Annotated in this window: 26 protein-coding genes; 16 read left to right on the top strand and 10 right to left on the bottom strand. The window is 45.1% G+C overall.

Annotated features, from left to right (window positions below):
• Positions 1-22 precede the first annotated feature (22 nt).
• From HUJ19_RS00715 to HUJ19_RS00655, 13 genes are all read left to right on the top strand, one after another.
• On the top strand, positions 23-1,720 hold the full coding sequence (locus HUJ19_RS00715) for an aminotransferase class I/II-fold pyridoxal phosphate-dependent enzyme (protein ID WP_290621658.1): 1,698 nt from the start codon (positions 23-25) through the stop codon (positions 1,718-1,720).
• The gene (gene hisB / locus HUJ19_RS00710) at positions 1,717-2,313 is read left to right on the top strand and encodes an imidazoleglycerol-phosphate dehydratase HisB (protein WP_290621657.1); all 597 of its coding nucleotides are present in this window, start codon (positions 1,717-1,719) and stop codon (positions 2,311-2,313) included. Before HUJ19_RS00715 ends, hisB begins: the two co-directional genes overlap by 4 nt.
• Positions 2,310-2,918 carry an imidazole glycerol phosphate synthase subunit HisH gene (gene hisH / locus HUJ19_RS00705; RefSeq protein WP_290621656.1) on the top strand — a complete coding sequence of 203 codons (609 nt, stop codon included), beginning with the start codon at positions 2,310-2,312 and terminating at the stop codon, positions 2,916-2,918. The genes hisB and hisH overlap by 4 nt, the downstream gene beginning before the upstream one ends.
• Positions 2,906-3,736 (top strand): imidazole glycerol phosphate synthase subunit HisF, encoded by an 831-nt coding sequence (gene hisF / locus HUJ19_RS00700; RefSeq protein WP_290621655.1) that lies wholly within the window; start codon positions 2,906-2,908, stop codon positions 3,734-3,736. Before hisH ends, hisF begins: the two co-directional genes overlap by 13 nt.
• 11 nt (positions 3,737-3,747) lie before the next feature.
• A complete protein-coding gene (gene hisI / locus HUJ19_RS00695; protein WP_290621654.1) occupies positions 3,748-4,986 on the top strand; it encodes a phosphoribosyl-AMP cyclohydrolase in 1,239 nt (412 codons plus the stop codon).
• Positions 4,976-6,193: a histidinol dehydrogenase gene (gene hisD / locus HUJ19_RS00690; protein ID WP_290621653.1), complete on the top strand. Its 1,218-nt coding sequence runs from the start codon at positions 4,976-4,978 to the stop codon at positions 6,191-6,193. The genes hisI and hisD overlap by 11 nt, the downstream gene beginning before the upstream one ends.
• Positions 6,194-6,230: 37 nt before the next feature.
• A complete protein-coding gene (gene ispF / locus HUJ19_RS00685) occupies positions 6,231-6,713 on the top strand; it encodes a 2-C-methyl-D-erythritol 2,4-cyclodiphosphate synthase (RefSeq protein WP_290621652.1) in 483 nt (160 codons plus the stop codon).
• 1 nt (position 6,714) lies between these two features.
• Positions 6,715-7,776, top strand: coding sequence for a tRNA pseudouridine(13) synthase TruD (truD, locus tag HUJ19_RS00680; RefSeq protein WP_290621651.1), 1,062 nt, complete (start codon positions 6,715-6,717; stop codon positions 7,774-7,776).
• Between the two features lie 8 nt (positions 7,777-7,784).
• Entirely contained in the window at positions 7,785-8,552 is a 768-nt protein-coding gene (gene surE, locus HUJ19_RS00675; RefSeq protein ID WP_290621650.1) for a 5'/3'-nucleotidase SurE, read from the top strand.
• A 42-nt stretch (positions 8,553-8,594) separates the two neighbouring features.
• A complete protein-coding gene (locus HUJ19_RS00670; protein ID WP_290621649.1) occupies positions 8,595-9,263 on the top strand; it encodes a protein-L-isoaspartate(D-aspartate) O-methyltransferase in 669 nt (222 codons plus the stop codon).
• A complete protein-coding gene (locus HUJ19_RS00665) occupies positions 9,260-9,844 on the top strand; it encodes a YqaA family protein (protein WP_290621648.1) in 585 nt (194 codons plus the stop codon). The genes HUJ19_RS00670 and HUJ19_RS00665 overlap by 4 nt, the downstream gene beginning before the upstream one ends.
• A gap of 48 nt (positions 9,845-9,892) precedes the next feature.
• Entirely contained in the window at positions 9,893-10,897 is a 1,005-nt protein-coding gene (locus tag HUJ19_RS00660) for a peptidoglycan DD-metalloendopeptidase family protein (protein WP_290621647.1), read from the top strand.
• Positions 10,898-11,148: 251 nt separating this feature from the next.
• Entirely contained in the window at positions 11,149-11,490 is a 342-nt protein-coding gene (locus HUJ19_RS00655; RefSeq protein WP_290621646.1) for a hypothetical protein, read from the top strand.
• A gap of 63 nt (positions 11,491-11,553) precedes the next feature.
• On the opposite strand, the gene HUJ19_RS00650 is transcribed toward HUJ19_RS00655, so the two are convergent.
• The 3 genes from HUJ19_RS00650 to HUJ19_RS00640 all read right to left on the bottom strand — a co-directional run bounded on the left by HUJ19_RS00650 (position 11,554) and on the right by HUJ19_RS00640 (position 13,154).
• On the bottom strand, positions 11,554-11,817 hold the full coding sequence (locus HUJ19_RS00650; protein ID WP_290621645.1) for a BolA family transcriptional regulator: 264 nt from the start codon (positions 11,815-11,817) through the stop codon (positions 11,554-11,556).
• Positions 11,818-12,248: 431 nt separating this feature from the next.
• On the bottom strand, positions 12,249-12,548 hold the full coding sequence (locus tag HUJ19_RS00645; protein ID WP_290621644.1) for a YciI family protein: 300 nt from the start codon (positions 12,546-12,548) through the stop codon (positions 12,249-12,251).
• A 3-nt stretch (positions 12,549-12,551) separates the two neighbouring features.
• Positions 12,552-13,154: a septation protein IspZ gene (locus tag HUJ19_RS00640; RefSeq protein ID WP_290621643.1), complete on the bottom strand. Its 603-nt coding sequence runs from the start codon at positions 13,152-13,154 to the stop codon at positions 12,552-12,554.
• A gap of 86 nt (positions 13,155-13,240) precedes the next feature.
• Here HUJ19_RS00640 and HUJ19_RS00635 point away from each other — a divergent pair, with 86 nt between their 5' ends.
• Together HUJ19_RS00635 and HUJ19_RS00630 are read left to right on the top strand one after the other, a co-directional pair.
• Positions 13,241-14,071 (top strand): PHP domain-containing protein, encoded by an 831-nt coding sequence (locus tag HUJ19_RS00635; RefSeq protein ID WP_290621642.1) that lies wholly within the window; start codon positions 13,241-13,243, stop codon positions 14,069-14,071.
• A gap of 27 nt (positions 14,072-14,098) precedes the next feature.
• Positions 14,099-14,722 carry an L-threonylcarbamoyladenylate synthase gene (locus HUJ19_RS00630; protein WP_290621641.1) on the top strand — a complete coding sequence of 208 codons (624 nt, stop codon included), beginning with the start codon at positions 14,099-14,101 and terminating at the stop codon, positions 14,720-14,722.
• Between the two features lie 16 nt (positions 14,723-14,738).
• Here the strand turns inward: HUJ19_RS00630 and HUJ19_RS00625 are convergent, their stop codons facing one another.
• The 7 genes from HUJ19_RS00625 to HUJ19_RS00595 all read right to left on the bottom strand — a co-directional run bounded on the left by HUJ19_RS00625 (position 14,739) and on the right by HUJ19_RS00595 (position 18,662).
• The gene (locus HUJ19_RS00625; protein WP_290621640.1) at positions 14,739-15,365 is read right to left on the bottom strand and encodes a hypothetical protein; all 627 of its coding nucleotides are present in this window, start codon (positions 15,363-15,365) and stop codon (positions 14,739-14,741) included.
• 469 nt (positions 15,366-15,834) lie between these two features.
• Positions 15,835-16,209, bottom strand: coding sequence for a VOC family protein (locus tag HUJ19_RS00620; protein ID WP_290621639.1), 375 nt, complete (start codon positions 16,207-16,209; stop codon positions 15,835-15,837).
• Positions 16,210-16,223: 14 nt separating this feature from the next.
• Complete coding sequence (locus HUJ19_RS00615; protein WP_290621638.1) at positions 16,224-16,700, bottom strand: VOC family protein; 477 nt, start codon at positions 16,698-16,700, stop codon at positions 16,224-16,226.
• A 68-nt stretch (positions 16,701-16,768) separates the two neighbouring features.
• Positions 16,769-17,245 carry a VOC family protein gene (locus tag HUJ19_RS00610; protein ID WP_290621637.1) on the bottom strand — a complete coding sequence of 159 codons (477 nt, stop codon included), beginning with the start codon at positions 17,243-17,245 and terminating at the stop codon, positions 16,769-16,771.
• Positions 17,246-17,276: 31 nt separating this feature from the next.
• The gene (locus tag HUJ19_RS00605) at positions 17,277-17,636 is read right to left on the bottom strand and encodes a DUF1428 domain-containing protein (protein WP_290621636.1); all 360 of its coding nucleotides are present in this window, start codon (positions 17,634-17,636) and stop codon (positions 17,277-17,279) included.
• A 10-nt stretch (positions 17,637-17,646) separates the two neighbouring features.
• Positions 17,647-18,264, bottom strand: coding sequence for a glutathione S-transferase family protein (locus HUJ19_RS00600; RefSeq protein ID WP_290621635.1), 618 nt, complete (start codon positions 18,262-18,264; stop codon positions 17,647-17,649).
• 2 nt (positions 18,265-18,266) lie between these two features.
• The gene (locus HUJ19_RS00595; protein WP_290621634.1) at positions 18,267-18,662 is read right to left on the bottom strand and encodes a MarR family transcriptional regulator; all 396 of its coding nucleotides are present in this window, start codon (positions 18,660-18,662) and stop codon (positions 18,267-18,269) included.
• Between the two features lie 176 nt (positions 18,663-18,838).
• Between HUJ19_RS00595 and HUJ19_RS00590 the strand changes: the two genes are divergently transcribed.
• Positions 18,839-20,062 carry a tryptophan--tRNA ligase gene (locus HUJ19_RS00590; protein WP_367273946.1) on the top strand — a complete coding sequence of 408 codons (1,224 nt, stop codon included), beginning with the start codon at positions 18,839-18,841 and terminating at the stop codon, positions 20,060-20,062.
• Positions 20,063-20,069: the final 7 nt, after the last annotated feature.

The raw sequence follows: 20,069 nt of genomic DNA, 5'->3' as shown, positions 1-20,069 counted from the left end.
CGTTTACAAAAGGATAAGTGTGATGAATATGCAAGAAACTAGAACTGAGCCTTTAAAGCTCGATTTTAATGAGCGGGCGGATCGTTTTCCTGAGTGGTTAGATATCAGCAAACTATCGCCACAGAATTATTGGCGCTATCCCGATCAGTCACAGTTGAAGTCAGCAATGAGTAAGCAATTGGGTTTGAGCCCCGAGCAGATTTTAGTAACCAACGGTGGCGACGAAGCGATTGAACTGATGTTCAAACTGGCAACGCTTGAGCAGCGTGAGTTGATCATTCCTATGCCTGCTTTTAGTCAATATTTATCAGGTATCAAAGTTTGGAACAGTAAAGCTAAACTGATTCCAGCTAAGCCAGATCTATCAATTGATCTTGAGGCAAGCCTGCAAGCGCTAACAGAGAATTCGATTCTGGTATTGACCAGTCCTAATAACCCAACCGGTGAAACCCTGAGTTTGGATGTCATTAGAGATGCTTGTCAAAAGGCTAAGAACAAAGGAGCGGAGGTCTTTCTTGATCAGGCTTATATCGAGTTTACAGGACAGACAACAGAGTCGCTGTCTTTGCTGGAAGAGTTCGACAATCTGGTGCTGCTTCGCACTTTATCTAAAGCTTATGGACTGGCTGGCATTCGATGTGGCTATCTATTGGGCAGCAAAGCTTTCATCCAGCGATTTGCTGAGCGCAAGATGCCATTCAATGTGCCGCAGCCAACTCTGGAAATCGCAATTCAGGCATTCACTCAAGCAGCGCAGCATGATGTGGCGGACTTTACTCAACGCATCGCAGAGAACCGTGATCTGTTAGTGCAGTTTTTGCGCCAGCGTGGTTTGAATGTGCTAGATAGCGAGGCCAACTTTATTCTGATTGTGGATAACTCGCAACGATTGCAGCTGATTAAAGCGGCTTGTGAACAAAGCAATATCCAGATTAAAACTGATTTGGTTGGCTTAGAGCAAAAGGAGTTGGGTTCACAAGAGCAGTCAGCCATACGTATTGCCATTCCTTATGAGATTGAAGCGCTAAGACAGGCTTTGGTACTCGCGCTTAAACCTGAATTGATTTGCTTTGATATGGATGGTGTCCTAATTGATACCAGTAAAAGTTATGACGCTGCTATTAAGCAAACTGTAGAGTTTTTTACTAAGACAAAACTTGAGCAGCAGGCAATCGACACATTACGTTCACGTGGTGGATTTAATAATGACTGGGTACTGACTTATGAATTGATAAAGCAGCAACAGGATGAATCATTACCAGACTACGAGTCAGTGGTTGAACAGTTTCAGCAGTTTTACTTGGGTAACGGTGAGCAGGCAGGTCTTAATCAATTAGAAGAGGCCTTATTAAGTACCAAGCTTTGCACTCAGTTATTTGTGCAGAATAGCAAGCAATTTAAAACTGCGGTGGTCACGGGGCGTCCTCGTGGAGAAGCAGAAATTGGCTTGGAGCTATTGGGTATTCGAAATACATATCTGGTCAGTGATTGTGACGTTATTGAATCCAAGCCTGCGCCAGAGGGCATCAATCAGTGCAAAACCTATTACGGTTCAACTTACTGCTGGATGCTGGGTGATACACCGGATGATATTCAGGCGGCTAAAGCCGCTGGGGCATTGGCCATAGGTATTGCCGAAAGCGAAAGCGCTAATAATTTATACCAGGCGGGGGCCGATCTGGTAGTGGCGTCTGTCAATGAATTAGAGAGGTTGTTATGACAGAACAAACGAAAAATCAGTCGATAGTTTCAATAGTCCGCCAAACCAAAGAAACCGCGATTCGATTGGAGCTGAATATTTATGGCACACAGCAACTCAAAATCAATACAGGTTTACCGTTTTACGATCACATGCTGACCCAGTTAGCGTTGCATGCGGGTTGGGATTTACAGCTTGAAGCGAAAGGTGACTTAGAGGTTGATGACCATCACTTGATTGAAGATGTAGCGATTTGTTTAGGCCAGGCTTTGCAACAAGCGTGGCGTCAACAGCAATCGATTACCCGTTATGGTCAACGCTTATTACCAATGGATGCCAGCCTGATCATGGTCGCGGTGGATGTTTGTGGCCGTGGTTATGGTGTAACCGACTTACCTTTTACTCGCGAGATGATTGGTAATATCGCAACCGAGATGTGGAAACACTTTTTCTACACCTTTGCCATTAATGCGCAAATCAGTCTGCACATTAAAGTGGAGTATTTCGATAACAATCACCACTTGATTGAAGCCAGCTTTAAAGGCCTCGCTTTTGCACTGCGCGAGGCATTGATTCCTAAGCTGGGAGCCAACAGCTCCAAGGGGAGTTTATGATTGAAGCTATCATTAATGAGCGCCACAAAAAGATCGGTATTATCAATACCGGTGCTGGCAACTTATACAGCTTAAACGGTTGCTTGCGCCGTATAGGGTTTTACCCGGTCACTATCAACCAAGCGAGCGATCTGGAGCGCTGCGAGCTTTCCGCTTTGGTGGTTCCTGGTCAGGGACGATTTGGAACTGTGATGACCAATCTGAAGGCTAGTGGCTTGGATGAGGTTATAACGAACTGGTATCGGGACAACAAAAAACTGATTGGTATCTGTGTTGGCTTGCAGATTATGTTTGAAGAATCTGAAGAAGATCCTGATGTTGCAGGGCTGGGATTGTTGCAGGGCAAAGTGACTCGCCTACAAAGTCCAAAACAGCCTATGGTTGGCTGGGCTGATGTTCAGTCGAGTCAAGACTGGCTTAATAACCAGACACTTTATTTTGTGAATAGTTATGGTGTTAGAACCAGCGTTCAATCCATTGCGACAGTGACTTATGGGCAAACATTTGTAGCGGCCGTTTCGAGCAAGAACATGATTGCATTTCAATGCCACCCGGAAAAATCGGGTATAGCTGGCGAAGAGGTATTAAAGCAATGTCTGAGTTAAACAGCTCTGAGTTAATCAAGAAAACTGAACAGGGCCTTAAGTCGCGCGTCATTGTATGCCTTGATGTGGCACATGGCCGTGTGGTCAAAGGTGTCAATTTTAAAGGCTTGCAGGATATGGGCGACCCCGTTGAATTAGCAATTCGTTACCAGGAGCAGGGTGCTGATGAGATTGTATTTCTTGATATCAAGGCGACTCTTGAGCAGCGCGCTAATGCTTTAGAAACGGTAACCCGGGTAGCTGAAAATTTGTCGATTCCCTTTACCGTCGGCGGGGGCCTTAATACTTACACTGATGTGGCACAGTTCCTAAACGCCGGAGCAGACAAAGTGGCACTGAACAGTGCTGCAGTTAAGCACCCTGATTTGATTGACCAGATTGCTAAGGGTTTTGGTTCGCAGTGTGTAGTGGTGGCTGTGGACTTAAATCAAGAGAAAGACCAGCAACTAGAGGGCGAAAATTACCAGGTCTTTATCAACGGTGGCAATACCCCAACCGATTTAGATGCGATGCAGTGGCTTGCAGAAGTAGAGCAGCGAGGTGCTGGTGAAGTCTTGCTGACAGCGATGCATCGTGATGGTACTGGCCTAGGCTTTGATAATGAATTGATGAGCAAGGTCAGTCAGCAACTTGGTATTCAAGTGATTGCCTCTGGCGGAGCGTCAAAACCTGAACACTTTACCGAAACCTTTCTCGCAGGCAGCGACGCAGCACTGGCTGCAGGCATGTTCCATCGCGGTGAATATACAGTTGGCCAGGTGAAAGACGAATTATTAAGAAACGGTGTTGCCGTTCGAAACGAATACTTAAAAGGTTAAGGTTTAAAAATATGTTAATTCCAAGTATTGATTTATTAGATGGCAAGGCAGTGCAATTACAGCAAGGCGATGCCAGCCGGAAGATTGTTGAAAAAGACAACTTGTTCGAATTGTTGGAAGAGTTTTCTTTGTTTGGCGAAGTCGCCATTATTGATTTAAATGCCGCTTTAGGCAGAGGCGACAATAAAGATTTAATTAAGCAAATGATTAAGAAGTTTCCGTGTCGCGTAGGTGGGGGGATTAGAGATTATGATACGGCCAGAGATTATCTTGCCAGTGGTGCTAAAAAGATTATTTTAGGCACTTGTTGTCGCGAAGAGTTTGTTAAAAAGTTGCCAAAGTCACAGCTCATTTTTGCCATTGATGCAAAAGGCGATGATTGGGTGACACATGGTTGGCAGTCCGCTTCAAGTAATAAAGTCGCAGCCATGATTGATGAGTTGCAACAAAACTGCTCAGAGTTTCTTTATACCCAAGTGGAAAAAGAAGGGATGATGCAGGGCATTGATCGTGAGCGTATAGAGCAGGTCATCAAGCAGTCGAAGATTCCGGTAACAGTCGCTGGTGGCATCACCGATCTGGACGACATCAAATACATCAACAAGCTGGGTGCTAATAGCCAGCTTGGCATGTCGATTTATACCGGTAAGTTGAAACTGGATGAAGCAGTTATGGCTTGTCTCGATTTTGAGAAAGCGCCGTTGATTCCTACCATTGTCCAGGATGTTGATACGGGCATTGTACTGATGCTGGCCTATTCTAATCAGGCTTCGCTAGAAGCTGCCATCAGCAAGCGTGCTGGTATTTACTTCAGCCGTTCGCGTAATGAGTTATGGGAGAAAGGCTTAACCAGTGGTAATCAACAACAGTTGGTTAATGTCGATTATGACTGCGATGGCGATACTTTATTGTTCAAAGTCAGACAAACAGGTAATGCCTGTCATTTTGAGCGCTATAGTTGTTTCGCCGGTCAGTCAGCATCGTTCGAGCTGGATACCCTGGATCGTGTTTTCGAGCAGCGCATGCAAACTTCAGAAGTAAAAACTTTCAGTCAGAAATTGTTAGCCAGTGATGAACTGCAACAGGAAAAGCTACGCGAAGAATGCGAAGAATTAATCGAAGCTGATGATAAAGATGAAGTTCGCTGGGAAGCCGCGGACTTGATCTTCTTTGCCTTGGCTCGTGCTAAATCAAAAGGTGTTTCATCGAGCGATATCATTAACGAATTAGGAGCACGTAATGGCGGATAAATCTTACATTGAATGCTCCTCTAACTGGAAGCGTCCTAATCTCACCCAATCACCTGAGTTGTTTCAGCAGGTGGCAAAACTGTTGCAAGAAATTGAAACTGGTGGCGATCTGGCGATTGATAGTTTGAGTAAACGTTTTGATGGCTATCAGCCGCGCAAAATTGAACTGAAACCTTATCGTGATTATGAGCTCGCCCCACAGCTACTGAACTCCATTGAGCAGGCTGCGCAGCGAATAGAAGCTTTTTGTACTTTGCAGAAAGACACTTTGCAGCCGCAGCAGATTGAAGAAAAAAATGGCGTCTTTGGATTTCAGTACAGTCCGATAGAGGCGATTGGTGCTTATATTCCGGGCGGCCGTTTTCCGCTTATCTCTACGGCTTTAATGACATTAATTCCGGCACGAGTTGCAGGTTGCGAACGTCGAATAGCCTGCTCGCCATCAGTACACCCTGCGATTTTAGCTGCGGCATCGCTGGCTGGCGCTACTGAGTTTTGGCAGATCGGTGGAGCGCAAGCCGTTGCAGCCATGGCATTTGGTTATCAGGATATGTTGCCGGTGCAGATGGTGGTGGGACCCGGTAATCAATATGTCAATGTGACTAAGCAGTTGCTGCAAAGTCGTATCAAGATTGATGTGGCGGCCGGGCCAAGCGAATTGCTGATCCTGGCCAATGCTGAGGCTAATCAGGAATGGCTGATTGCGGATATGGCAGCGCAGGCGGAGCACGATCCACAGGCGCAAAGCGTGTTGGTCAGTGATGATCTAGCATTTTTAGAATCTGTCGAGCAACAGCTTATTGCCAATGAAGAGCTATATAACCTGTTAAAAGATGAGCAAATTGTGTTGTTACAGGCTCGCAACGTCGACGACATGATTAAGTTCAGCAATCGGTATGCGCCAGAGCACTTGTTGCTGGCCGATGAGAGAATTCAACCAGAACAGTTGAAGCACTATGGTTCACTCTTTATTGGCCAGAATAGCGCGGTTGCCTTTGGCGATTATTGTGCTGGGCCTAACCACACCTTACCGACCATGGGCAGCGCTAATCGTTCCAGTGGTTTATGCGTGCAAAGCTTTATGAATATTCAGTCGTACCAGCAGGTGACCGAACAAGGGCGCACTCAATTGGCGGAAATAGGGCGTCCATTGGCCGAAGCGGAGCAATTGGTTTGGCATGAACGCAGTATGCAGGTAAGATCCTAGCATTCAGTTTTGTCAAAGCGCGAGTGTTAGGATTTCTATGTTTCGTATTGGTCATGGTTATGACGTACATAAATTTGGTGGCGACAGCCCACTAATTTTAGGTGGCGTTGAATTTCCCGGTGAGCAAGGTTTGCTTGCTCATTCTGACGGTGATGTGGTGCTGCATGCAGTTTGTGATGCGCTGTTGGGTGCTATTGCCAAAGGGGATATTGGTCATCATTTTCCCGACACTGACGAAAAATTTGCCGGCGCTGATAGCCGAGGGTTATTAGTAGCAGTCATGCAGCAGGTGAATGACGAAGGTTATCGTTTGGGTAATCTGGATGTCACTATTGTGGCGCAGGCACCTAAAATGGCCGACAAAATTCTCGAAATGCGTGAAGTCATTGCGGATATCTGCAAAGCTGAACTGAACCGCATTAACGTCAAAGCAACAACCACCGAAAAGCTGGGTTTTGTGGGCCGCAAAGAGGGAATTGCGGTGCATTCTGTTTGTTTACTTGAATCCGTCGATCGTTAAGATGGAGATACACGTCCAGGATTGGCCAAGAGCCTACGGTACTCCATTAGCCAGCGCTACTTTTCGCCAGCAGTTAAGCGACTTCTGTGTTGATGAAGATTTACGTTTCGAGCCTTCGGGTGAAGGTGCGCACCATTTATTATTGATCGAAAAGCGCAATATCAATACGGACATTGTCTGCCATAAACTGCGTCGCTTTGCTGAGGTCAATCCAACCGATATTGGCTATGCAGGCAAGAAAGATCGTTTTGCTATTGCCAGACAATGGTTCAGCGTGCAGTTGCCATTATTGAGAGAGATTGACTGGTCTGAGTTTAACGATGATGAAGTGACTGTTCTGAAAGCCACCCGCCATGACAAAAAGCTGCGTATTGGTGCCGTTAAGCAAAATCATTTTGCGATTACTTTACGTGATCTGAACTTTAGCCAGAATTATGATAAGCAAGCCCTGGAGCAAAGGCTTGAACAGATTCAGGAGCAGGGGTTCCCTAATTATTTTGGTGAGCAGCGTTTTGGCCATAATGGCGATAACTTAACGCGCGGTGCTGAGCTGTTGCTGGTCAATAAAAAACTCAAAAATCGAAATTTGCAGGGTTTATTGTTTTCGGCTGTGCGCTCCTTTTTCTTTAATCAGGTTCTGGCCAGGCGCATCGAAGCCAATAAGTTTACAGAGTTGATGAATGGCGACTATGTTCAGCTAGATGGTTCTGAAAGTGGTTTCACGGTTCAGGATATGGCGCAGGAACTGCCGCGCTTTGTCGCCAAAGACATCCACCCCACAGCCCCCATGCCGGGACGCGGTCGTTCGCAATTGTTAGCGGAAGCGGCGGAATTTGAAGCAGAAGTGCTTGAGCCTTATCATGAGCTGATTGCAGCTTTGGAGCGCAAAGGACTTAATGGCGAGCGTCGAGCGATTCGTGTGTTTCCCAAAAATGTCATGCTGCAATGGCATAATGAGCAAACGCTGGAAATAAGCTTCAGTTTGCCCAAGGGGGCTTTCGCGACCAGTTTATTGCGCGAACTATTTGCATTGAAAACCCACACACAAGATTACATCCAATAAAGAATCTTATGAAAATACTGCTAAGTAATGACGACGGCTTTTTTGCGCCGGGAATTAATGCCTTATATGACCATTTGCAACGTATCGCGCAGGTCACCGTAGTTGCGCCAGACCGTAACCGCAGTGGAGCCAGTAATTCATTAACCCTGGATCATCCTATTCGTGCCTGGCAAACAGAGCGCGGATTTTTTGCGGTAACCGGTACGCCAACTGATTGTGTGCACCTGGGTACGCACCATTTGATGGGCGCAGCACCGGATATGGTGGTGGCTGGCATTAATACTGGCGCCAATTTGGGCGATGACACCCTATATTCGGGCACGGTAGCTGCTGCAATGGAAGGGCGTGCACTGGGTTATACTGCCGTTGCGGTGTCATTGGTAGGCCACAATTGCCAGCATTACGAGACTGCTGCGAGGGTTGCGGTGGAGATTATCGAGGGCTTAATTAAGCATCCGCTGGGCAAGGATCGGGTACTGAATATCAACGTTCCTGACCTGCCTTATGAAGAATTAAAAGGAATTAAGCTAACACGCTTGGGAAATCGCCACCGTGCTGATACTATTATTCCGGATAAGGATCCAAAAGGCCGCCAGGTTTATTGGCTTGGCCCCTTACCGAGCGGGCAAGATATTGGGGAAGGAACGGATTTTCATGCCGTTGAGCATGGTTATGTTTCGATAACGCCCGTCAATGTGGATCTGACCGCATATAACAGCTTTGATGAAGTGGAAGACTTTTTGAGTACTTATGACAGCCCATTAATTAAAAGCTGATAGGCTCAAGCAATAACAACAATACAGAACAGATAGATAACTATGAATGCAGCTCATTTTTCTGGCATTGGAATGACTTCAGCGAGAACGCGTGGCCGTCTGGTACAGCGTCTGATTGCCGAGGGCATCACCAACCAACAGGTTTTGAAAGCCATTGAAGACACACCTCGTCATGTATTTATTGATGAGGGTTTATCACATCGCGCATACGAAGATACTGCTTTGCCGATTGGCATGGGACAAACCATTTCTCAGCCTTATATTGTCGCGCGCATGACGCAGGCGCTGGTTGAATCTGGTTCCATGAATAAGGTCCTCGAAATCGGCACTGGTTGTGGTTACCAAACGGCAATTTTGTCTAAACTCTGCAAAACCGTGTTCACCGTCGAGCGCATCCGCGCACTCCATATGCAGGCTAGAAAAACACTGGGTCAGCTGGGCATCCACAATGTGCAGTATCTGTTTGCCGACGGCTTTAATGGCTGGCAGCAGAATGCACCTTTCGATGCTATCATTGTCACCGCTGCGCCGTCGCAAATTCCTGAGAAGCTATTGGCACAACTGGCTGATGGCGGACGGATGGTTATTCCTGTTGGACAAACCGAAACTGCGCAGGAGTTGATCCTGGTTGAGCGTCAGGGCGACGAGTTTAAGCAAACCGTGATTGAGAAAGTTAAATTTGTACCGTTAGTCAGTGGCGTTGCTCGATGAATATTTTTACCAAGATGTACGACGCTTGCATGCGTTGGGCTCGTCATAAGTACGCAGTTTATATTTTAGGCTTTATCAGTTTTATCGAATCAATCTTTTTCCCTATTCCTACCGCCGCCATGTTGGCACCGATGGCCTTATCAACGCCGCATCGTGCCTTGAGCCTGGCTGGATTGGCTACGGTAACATCAGTTCTAGGTGGCGTGGTCGGTTATCTGATTGGCGCTTTCGCCTTTGAGTCCTGGGCGTTGCCAGCCATTGAAAAGCTAGGGTATCTTGAGACTTATGATAAAGCAGTGGGCTGGTTTGCAGAGTTTGGCGTCTGGGTGGTATTAATCGCTGGATTCTCGCCCGTACCCTATAAGATCTTCACCCTGACCGCTGGTGCGCTTAGTATGGCGTTTTTGCCATTTGTATTGGCATCAGTAGTAGCTCGTGCTGCTCAGTTTTATCTGATCAGCGGTTTAATTAAGTGGGGCGGGGAACCAATGCGCCATAAATTGCGTCAATATGTAGACTGGATTGGCTGGGGCTTTTTAATCCTTGTCGTAATCGCTTATATTATCTATCAGTACGTGTAGCAAAGAACATCAATAACCCATTGTAAAACAAGGATTTCTATCAAAGGCATGCGACCAGAAACCAAAGAGATACTCAAGCGCTCAGCCATTCGCTCGCTGTGGATTGTGGCGATAGTGTTTGTGGTCTTCTGGTTGCAGGGCTGTGGCAATGAGCGTCTGGCGCCAGTCGAAGAGCGCGAAGCCAACAACTATAAGGCTCAGCTGCACAGCTTCTACCCGCCTTCTGAAGTGGATAACAGTCAGCAGTTCTATTATGTGCGTCCGGGCGACACCCTATACTCCATTGCCTTTCGTTATGGCCTTGACTACAACATCCTGGCGCAGGCCAACGATATTGACAGCAATTACACCATCCACTCAGGGCAGCGCCTGAATCTACAAAAAGCTCGGGAAATAACACCAGCAGATGACTATGAAGTCGCTGGCACAGAACCGCCCGGCACTCAGCAGTCAACGGATGCATCCCGTCGTACACCAGTCAGCGTTTCTAGAAGGCCTGTCACTGAAGTTCCTAGAACACCAACCAGCAGTCAAACTCCATCAAGAACACAGTCAGACACTCAGCCAACGCAACCAGTGGCTCAACAGGAATCTGAAAAAGAACCCAAGAAAGAGCCTGCAAGTAGTGGCAATACTTCGAGTGGTAGCAAAGAACCCATTGCCTATTCGCCAAATTCTCCTGTGAAATATTGGATGTGGCCAACCATGGGCCAAATCCTGCAAGGCTTTTCTGGAGCGAGTAAAAGCTCCAAAGGCATCGATATAGCAGGTAATTTGGGCGATCCGGTAAGAGCTGCCGCCGCAGGGCGAGTAGTCTACGCAGGCCGAGGTCTACGTGGTTACGGCAACCTCGTCATAGTCAAACACAACAACGACTTCATCAGCGCCTACGCCCACAATCGAATCCTGCTGGTTAAAGAAAACGAAATCATCAAAGCCGGTCAGAAAATCGCCGAAGTCGGTAACACCGACAGCGATGTCCCGAAACTGCATTTTGAAATCCGCTTCAAAGGTAAGCCTGTAGACCCAATGCGTTATTTGCCGAAGAGGTAGTTGGGTATACCTAACATTAAGAAGAGCATCTCATGGTCCCAAACCTTCCAAATATTTCATTAAAGTCAAGAAAAAACAGAGTGATTTACTTAGGTTTTATCTTTCTAATAACCTTATCTATGCAAGGGTGCTCTTGGTTCAGTTCATGCAGTAGCAATGATTATGAACTCAAGTTATCAGAGCCACTAAACCAATAGTTTAAAGTGGTTTGTGATGATGAGAATGGACAATACTTTACGACGAAGGGGCAATTGTCTCTAAACAATACAGCTGGGCAAGAAGTGGTGATAAGCCCATATGGTGAGCCTTTTCCTAAGAACAATATAAATAAGACAAGCTATAAGTTTATTAAGATTCATGACTTTAAGCTGTTAGCTTCAGTTGAAATAAAAAACATGAATGGCTTATTAAAAAAAGCACTTGGCGAAGAGTTTTTCTATAAAGATATTTATACTATACGATTAGGAGCTGATAGAGGAATGTATGGATATTATTGGGATTTAATTGTTTTTGTTGATGAGAAGCCTGATTATATTTATGCATGCCTTAATAATTGCCACACAGATTATCGTGAGGTTTTTACTATAAAATGATTTTTAATTTATATGTAGTAGGGTGCGTCGTGACGCAGATCCTGCCCTAGGGGTACCATTGAACTATTTAATGACTTTAATCGCCAGCGCATGGATATCCGTTTCCATCATATCACCCAGCGCTTCATAAACCATTCGATGCTGTTGCAGCATTCGCTTACCTTCTAACGCTTCACTTTTTATTACTACGGTGAAGTGTCCTTTGCCTTCTTTGGCTCCGGCGTGTCCGATGTGTTTATGGCTGTCGTCAATAACTTCAAGTTGTGTCGGGTTTAGTGCGTCCTGAATCATTTGTTGCATGCGTTCAAGGCGTTGTGAATTATCCATTAGGTTCTCCAATTTTAGTTGTATCGATAATATTCTTTACTTGTAAGGCGTAACCCTTTGTCATTCCCGCGGAGGCGGGAATCCATGATCTTTTCGCTTGTCCATTCCTATGGTTTTTGTTTCGCTACTCAGCGAGTCCCTTTTCTTTGCTTGTCCAAAGAAAAGGGACCAAAAGAAACGACACCCCGATATTGAGGTCACGCTTTGCGTGACTACCTGCGTCACTCCCAAAATACTTAACGCACCAGAATTTACATCACATCCCTGTGCTGAAAATTCTTATCAAAATCATCCACGATTTTGATTGCTATATTTTGTACGTGCCTTAGCTCAATATAAGGGGGTAATTGGTGCTATCTGCTCTTAAAAGTATATGTTCATAGCTTTGAATTAACTAAATGGCATAAAGCTAATTTTCTATATAACTTAGGTTAAGGCAATACTTTTTTATATGGCTTTACGATTACTGATTGGTAAACGCCGGCTTCGATGTAGGGATCGGCGTCGGCCCAGGCCTGGGCGTCTTCAAGCGAGTCGAATTCGGCGACGATCATGCTGCCGGTGAAGCCTGCTTCGCCGGGATCTTCTGCGTCGATGGCTGGGCAGGGGCCGGCAAGTATCAGGCGACCTTGTTCTTTAAGTGCCTGTAGCCGTTCGACATGTGCTGGACGCGCTTGTGCGCGTAGCGGCAATGAGTTTTCAACGTCTTGTGAAAAGATGACATACAACATATTTTATTCCTGCGAGTCATTTTTATCTGAGTCGGTTTCCTGTGAATCCGACTTTTGTGGTTCTTCGAGATTTACGTGTTCTTTGAGCATGATAATGCTGATAATGAATAGCAGCATGGTTGATGCAAAGAGGCCGATAATTTTAAACCAGAACCAGACATCGGTGCTAAAGGTATAGGCGACATACAAATTCAAGAAACCGAAGCCAATTAAATACAGAATCCATAGCCAGTTGATCTTAGCCAGCAGGCTGTGCGGTGCTGTATCTTTTAGGATGTCATTGGCTTTGAGTAGATCCTGAATGATGTATTTTTTGCTGAAAAGTTGGCGGAATAGGATAAACAATGAGCCAACCCATAAAATAATGGTGGTTTTCCATTTGATGAAGTTTTCGTCATCAAAGTAGTAGGCGGAAACCACTAATAGAACACCAAGAATAAAATAGGCGATGTGGCTTTTTTTAATTGACTGCTTGGTGAATACGCTGGTTAAAATTTGCACTAACGAACCGGCGCTCCAGACCGCTGCGGCTAGAATCAGGTTTTTTGTGATAAGGTAAACCGCGATAAAGGCAACCAGCGGATAGTTTTCTTTCAAAAAGGTCATAGTGGACTCCAAAAAAGTGCCTGCCAAGTTTACCTGAATGCAAAAGATAGGCAAACTGGTAACAGACTCAATAGTGGTATTCATACGTGTTAAGAGATTTACATAATCATACTCAGGCATCTGATGGCAGTTTGTCGCCGCATGAGCTTGTCGAGCTGGCCGTTGAACGTGGTGTCGATGAGCTTGCGATTACTGATCACGATTCAGTGGCTGGCGTATTAGCGCTGCGTGAACAAGCCCATGATTTCGATATAAAAATAGTGGAAGGTGTTGAGATTTCAGCGGGCTGGGGAAAGCATACCCTGCATATAGTGGGTTTAAACATTGATCCTGAGCACTCAGCCTTGTCTTCATTTTTAAAGCTTCAGCAGCAAAAGCGCTACACCCGAGCGCTGGAAATGGCTCATAAGATGCAAAAAGCCGGGGTTGAACAGGCAGTTAATGATGTAGAAATCATGCTGCAGGAACAGAACATGGTCTGCCGTACTCATCTGGCTCAATACTTATTGGATAAAGGGGCGGTTAATAATTTTGCCAATGCTTTTAAAAAGTACCTGGCTAAAGGCGGCAAGGCATTTGTAAAAGATGACTGGTTTGAACTGGAAGATGCCATAGCGATTATTAAACAAGCGGGCGGCGTTCCAGTTTTAGCACATCCCACGCGCTACAAAATGGGCTCTAACCAGTTGCATGAGCTGATACAGACTTTTCAGAGGTTGGGCGGTGAAGCGATAGAGGTGTGTTATCCTAATATACATCCCGGCAAGAAAAATCTATTGGCAAACTGGGTGCAAAAGTATAACCTGCTTGCCTCACAGGGCTCTGATTTCCACTCTCCGGATAAGCCCTGGGCCTTGTTAGGAAAGTTTCCACCAATGCCTGACAAGGTCACTCCTGTATGGACAGCGTGGCAGTAACCGAACAACAAAACCTAAAGATAAATTATGACGCAACTGATTGAAATACATCCAGAAAACCCACAGCCACGACTCATCAGCCAGATCGTAGCCATCATTCGTAATGGCGGTGTTGTGGTGTATCCGACGGACTCAGGCTATGCGCTAGGCTGTCACATTGGTGATAAAAAGGCTTTGGATCGCATACGTCAGATACGTGACCTGGAAAAGAATCATAATTTCACTCTGGTTTGTCGTGATTTATCCGAGTTGGCTTTTTATGCAAAAGTGGATAATACGGCTTTCCGTATGATTAAAAACAATACTCCCGGGCCCTACACCTTTATTTTGCGTGCAACTGCCGAAGTACCAAACCGACTCAAGCATCCTAAAAAGAAAACCATTGGTATTCGTGTGCCAGATAATGCAATTGCCCAGGCGATTCTTGAAGCGCTCGGTGAACCAATGATGAACACCAGTTTGATTTTGCCGGGGCAGGATGAAGGTTCGGTGTTAGCACCGCATGAAATTTTTGATGAACTGAATGGCCGCGTTGATGCCGTTATTGACGGCGGTTATTGCGGCCATGAAGAAACTACCGTTGTTGACATGACCAGTGGTTATCCTGAAATCATCCGCTATGGTGCTGGTGATGCCACTGTTTTTGAGTAAATCATTCATTATTCTGTTACAGCGGTGGCTTGATATGTTTGCGGCTAACATAAATGAGCGTATTACCAGCTTGTGTTTGTCTTATACTTATGGCCTTTGCTAGCCCCTCCTCATTTCTGTCATATAAGCTTTCTAGAACATCATTAAAGTATTCATTCTGAAGACTCTGATTAAACTCAATTCTACATGCATTTGTTCTGCACTCTACTTTTTTTAGTTCATTACTAAGTCCATTTGTAATGAAGACCTCGGTAATGGTTTCAATTAAATTTACCTCTTGCCCACTAGCCCAACTGGAATCATATGCTTGTTGATAGAAGTGTCTGTCCATTTCGGCGGTATTCTTTGTATTTGGCCAAGGAGTCTCGCTTGATGGTTCGGTAAGGTTTAATGAATTCTCATGATTTAATTCGGGTCGGGTACTATCAGAGGAAGGTTTATAATGGTTAGTACCATCTTCTGGTTCTTGTTGCACTTTTAAAATAGGCTCTATATTTGTGTCAGTTTTTTTATTATTCTGGTTTCCAACATTAGTTGATTCTAATTGTATTGGTACGGTCTTTGGTGAATCTATAGCACTTGGCTTTGTTAAATAAATAATTACCGCACCGATAACGACAAAAATAGGTAGCCAAATCTTCATTATCGTCTCCTAGGAGAGAGCTTAGACACTAAGCTCTCTATGTACTGAAAATTAAAAACTAAATTAAATATATTACAGAGGTTTGTTAAGTATACGTGTCCCAGATGGCATTCTTATGCAGTTTGTTGTGCCTCCATCGCATATCGTGACACTACCCCAGCCACCATATACGTCGCACCCGTTATCACAATAGACGCCATCTTCAGTAACGTGTATCGCAGCTTTAGATATAGAGTTAAAAAATACTACAAAAAGAATTAATCCAGCGGAAAGTAATCCGATAGTCATTTTTTTCATAATGTCTCCTTTATTTTCAGCTATAAACTAGGACCTATCAAAGTAGGCAAAATAAATTTTTATATTGTTTATAAAAAAACAAGAGGCTTGCGCCTCATTTGTGAGGTGTTTAACAAATTTTATGAGTTAATGTTTATCGGGATACGAGGGTTCTTGAGTAGATCTTACCAGGTTATCTGGCTTGTTCATCGGGTTGAAATATACCAAAGGTATTATTTTCAGTATCAATAAAGTATCCCTGCCAACAGATTCCCGGCACTGCAAATTTAGGCATCGCTACCTGGCCGCCTTCGGCCTCAATTACCTGCGCCACTTTATCAAAGTTATTAACTTCAAAAGAACATACGAAAGCATTGGTTCCGCATTCCAGTGGCGGGAGTGGGGCAGGACTTTGTAGCAAGCCTCCAGTAAGCTCATCGCCCTCTATGCGCCAATAGTCGATTGGTAACATTTCCATTTTGGTAAACTTCCATCCAAACACTTTTTCATAGAAAGATATTGCTCTGGATGGTTCACGTGCTTGAATTTCAAAGTAAATACTACTCATCACTATTTGCTCCCTTAAGCTTGCTCTAACCGATTTAAATCGATTTTACTCATGGTCATAAGGACTGACATGACACGTTCCTGTCGTGCTCGGTCACTATTGGTCAGTAATGATTGCAGGCCTTTTGGCACGACCTGCCATGACACGCCATACTTATCTTTCAACCAACCGCATTGCCCGGGCTCACCGCCATCAGAGGTCAACTTATCCCAAAAATAGTCAACCTCACTTTGATCCTTGCAGTTAATGATGAGGGAAATGGCTTCGTTGAACGGAAACATTGGTCCGCCATTAAGCGCAACAAAGGAATCGCCATCCAGTTCAAAGGCTACTGTCATGACACTACCCTCTGGGCGACCATGAAATTCATAGCCGGCCTTACCGTATCGAGTAATGTCATTAATCTTAGAGTTCTTAAAAATTGATGTGTAAAACTTTGCGGCTTCTTCAGCCTGATTATCAAACCATAAGTTGGTGGTAATTTTTGACATTTCACTTCTCCTTATGTCCTTTTGAGTGATTTTTTATGGATAATGGTAGATGAATACCAGTAAGTGCCTTAGCACGTACTGGTAAATTCATTCTTCATGAAGTTCTCTATTTCCTCTTCGCTAATATCTCGGATGTGGTGAGCGATTGACCAATGATGCCCGAAAGGATCTACTAGCACACCACAACGATCACCCCAGAAGGTATCATCGGGTTCCATGCGAGATTGAGCGCCTGCATCAATAGCCTGTTTAAAGGCAGCATCGCAATTGGTTACTTGACGGTGAATGGTGACGCAGCTTCCACCGAGAGACTGCGGTGTTCGAGACTGGCCCTCAGGATTAAACTCCGGAAAGTCATCGGCTAGAAAGATAAAACCGCCATCGAGCTTCAAACAGGCATGCATGACTTTGTTTCCGTCAGGTGAGGGAACTATTTGTACTTCTTCTGCCCCGAATGCTTTTTTATAAAACTCAATGGCTTCGTGGCAAGGGCTGCATACAAGGTGGGCAATAGGTGGTTTGGGTTGATTATTGTTGTGACTCATAATTTACTCCTTTAATTAAAATCAACTAACGTTAAAGTTCAACGATAGGTTTGAATCCGCCCCAAAACATTCTCATCCCATCGAAGGGCATGTTGTCAGGTTTCATATCAGCAAGGCGTGGATCCTTCATGACTTTTGCATTGATTTCGTCGCGAGCTTCGCGAGACTCATAAAGGATGTAAGAGAAAATAACGGTTTCGTTGTCTTTGAGTTGCACACTTTGTGGAAACGAGGTGACTTTACCTGGTTGAACATCATCAGCAACCGCCTCAACAACCTTGAGAGCACCATATTCTTTCCAGACGCTGCCGGCCATCTTGGCCATTTCGATGTATTCATCAAGTTTGTCTTTCGGTACCGGTAAAACATATCCATCAATATAAAACGACATAATGAACTCCTTATTTATTTATGGTGGGGAAGGGGGAGCGCCAAGCGGGAAGTTGCATTAACTTATGGTGCCAGCGTTGAATTTCGGGGAAGTCATCTAATGGGATCTGAGCCTGTTCTGCGTAGGGCAGCATGACTCCAAGAGAAAAATCTGCCAATGTCAGGCTATTGCCAACCACAAAGTCCTTTCCTTTGAGGTGGTTGTTTAAAAGTTCTGCGTGCTGTTTAAACTGCGGTTCAATTTTCTGCAGCGCCTCAGAATCAGGTTTGCCGATATTAAACTGAGGCTTAATAATGTTTTCGTAATAGTAAGCACCAGCACTAGGTAAGAAGCAATCAAAATCCCAGCTCACCCAACGCAATATTTCAACCTGTCTTTGGTCGTTGGGCCATAAGTCGGAGCCTGCTTCGCGTGCCAGATGGCACATGATGGCAAATGACTCCCATAATGCGCCGCCATCTGTATCAAGTACCGGTACCTTACCATTGGGGTTTTTGGCAAGAAACTCAGGTTGCTTGTGTTCAAGCTCACCCAGGTTGACTCGAATAAATTCGATGGGGGATTTTAAATATTGTGCAACTGCACAAGTTTTGTAGCAGTTAGCAGTTTCTGCATAATAAAGCTTCATAGTTACTCCTTAGTGATTTGTTGACTCTCCATACCTTTTTTAAGTTGATGTTGAACTTCCTGCCAGGCAGGAAAGGCTTCTTCGAGCTTTTTTGCTCCCGATGGCGTTAATCGCCATGCTTTAACCCGCTTATCTTCAGTCGGGGAGGGCTCAATCCATCCATGCTTTGCCATTACTGCCGCTCCACGAGTCATTGTGGTTCGCTCAAGAACTAAAAAGTCAGCAAGCTCTGTAGTTGATGTTGGCCCTTTCAACTTCAGAACGGCTAGCACTGAAAATTGAGTAGCGCGTAGTCCGTGAGGCCTTAGCTTTTCTTCATAAAGCCTTGTGATGGCTCTGGCTTTCCGCCGAGCTTCAAGACAAAAGCAGTCTTTTGCTTCGATAAATTGTGGTTTCATTATAGGTGAGTGTATATACACGTATTTGTTTGTGTCAAGTTTAACAATAAAATTTGAAGGGTGCTTCACGAAAGTTTCAGGGGTCAGTTATGGGTATAGAAAGATAGCGTTTTTGAATGTTCTCGTTATAATGGGCAGTCTTATTATTTTTACTATTTCGACATAATTATAAGGGTATTTCATTGAGTTCTATTACTGTTGGCCAGAAGCGCGTTTTATCTGGAATGCGTCCTACCGGCCCTTTGCATTTGGGACATTATCACGGGGTTTTAAAGAATTGGGCACAAATGCAGCACGAGTACGAGTGCTTTTTTATGGTTGCCGACTGGCACGCCCTGACCACCAATTATGATGATACGGCTCGCATAGAAGAATACGTGTGGGACACGGTTCTGGATTGGTTGGCAGCGGGGATCAGTCCTTCTGCGGCTACTATTTTTGTGCAGTCTAAAGTCCCTGAGCATGCTGAATTACATTTATTATTGTCGATGGTGACGCCTTTGGGTTGGCTGGAGCGTGTTCCAACCTATAAAGAACAACAAGAAAAGCTACAGAACAAAGACTTATCCACTTATGGCTTCTTGGGTTACCCACTGTTGCAGGCAGCCGATATTCTGGTTTACCGAGCTGGGAATGTACCGGTCGGTGCGGATCAGGTGCCACACGTTGAAATGACCCGTGAAGCAGCGCGTCGCTTTAATCATTTTTACGGTAAAGAGCCGGGTTTTGAGGAGAAAGTGACCGAAGCCATCAAAAAGATGGGTAAGAAAAACGCTAAGTTATACAACAGCTTACGCAAAAAATTCCAGCAAGAAGGTGACCAGGCTGCGTTGGAAACCGCGCAAGCATTAGTAGAATCACAGGCCAATATCTCGATCAATGATCGCGAGCGTTTATACGGATATCTGGATGGTGAAGGCAAGATCATTCTTCCTGAACCTCAGGCTCTATTGACTCCAGTGTCAAAAATGCCGGGCCTCGATGGTCAGAAAATGTCTAAGTCTTATGGCAATGCGATTGCCATGCGTGAGCCGCGTGAATCGGTGGAAAAGAAAATTAAGACCATGCCGACCGACCCAGCACGAGTTCGTCGGACTGATCCGGGAAATCCTGAAAATTGCCCTGTGTGGGAGTTCCACAAGATTTATTCTTCTGAGGAAGTTAAAGACTGGGTTCAAAAAGGCTGCACCAGCGCCGGTATCGGTTGTGTCGATTGTAAAGGCCCGGTGATTGATGCGGTGTGTGCCGAACAGCAGGTTTTTGTTGAACGTGCTAAGGAATACCAGGAAAGCCCTGAAATTGTGCGTAATATCGTATCTGAAGGTTCTGAGCGTGCGCGTGATGTGGCGCGTGAGACGATGGACGATGTGCGTCAGGCAATGGGCCTTTCTTACAAATAACCTATGA

It is taken from the genome of Kangiella sp. (assembly GCF_014762745.1).
In the GTDB taxonomy this organism is placed as follows: Bacteria; Pseudomonadota; Gammaproteobacteria; order Enterobacterales; family Kangiellaceae; genus Kangiella.
Note: the sequence above shows the minus strand (reverse complement) of the source record. Positions and strands in the feature narration are given on the sequence as shown.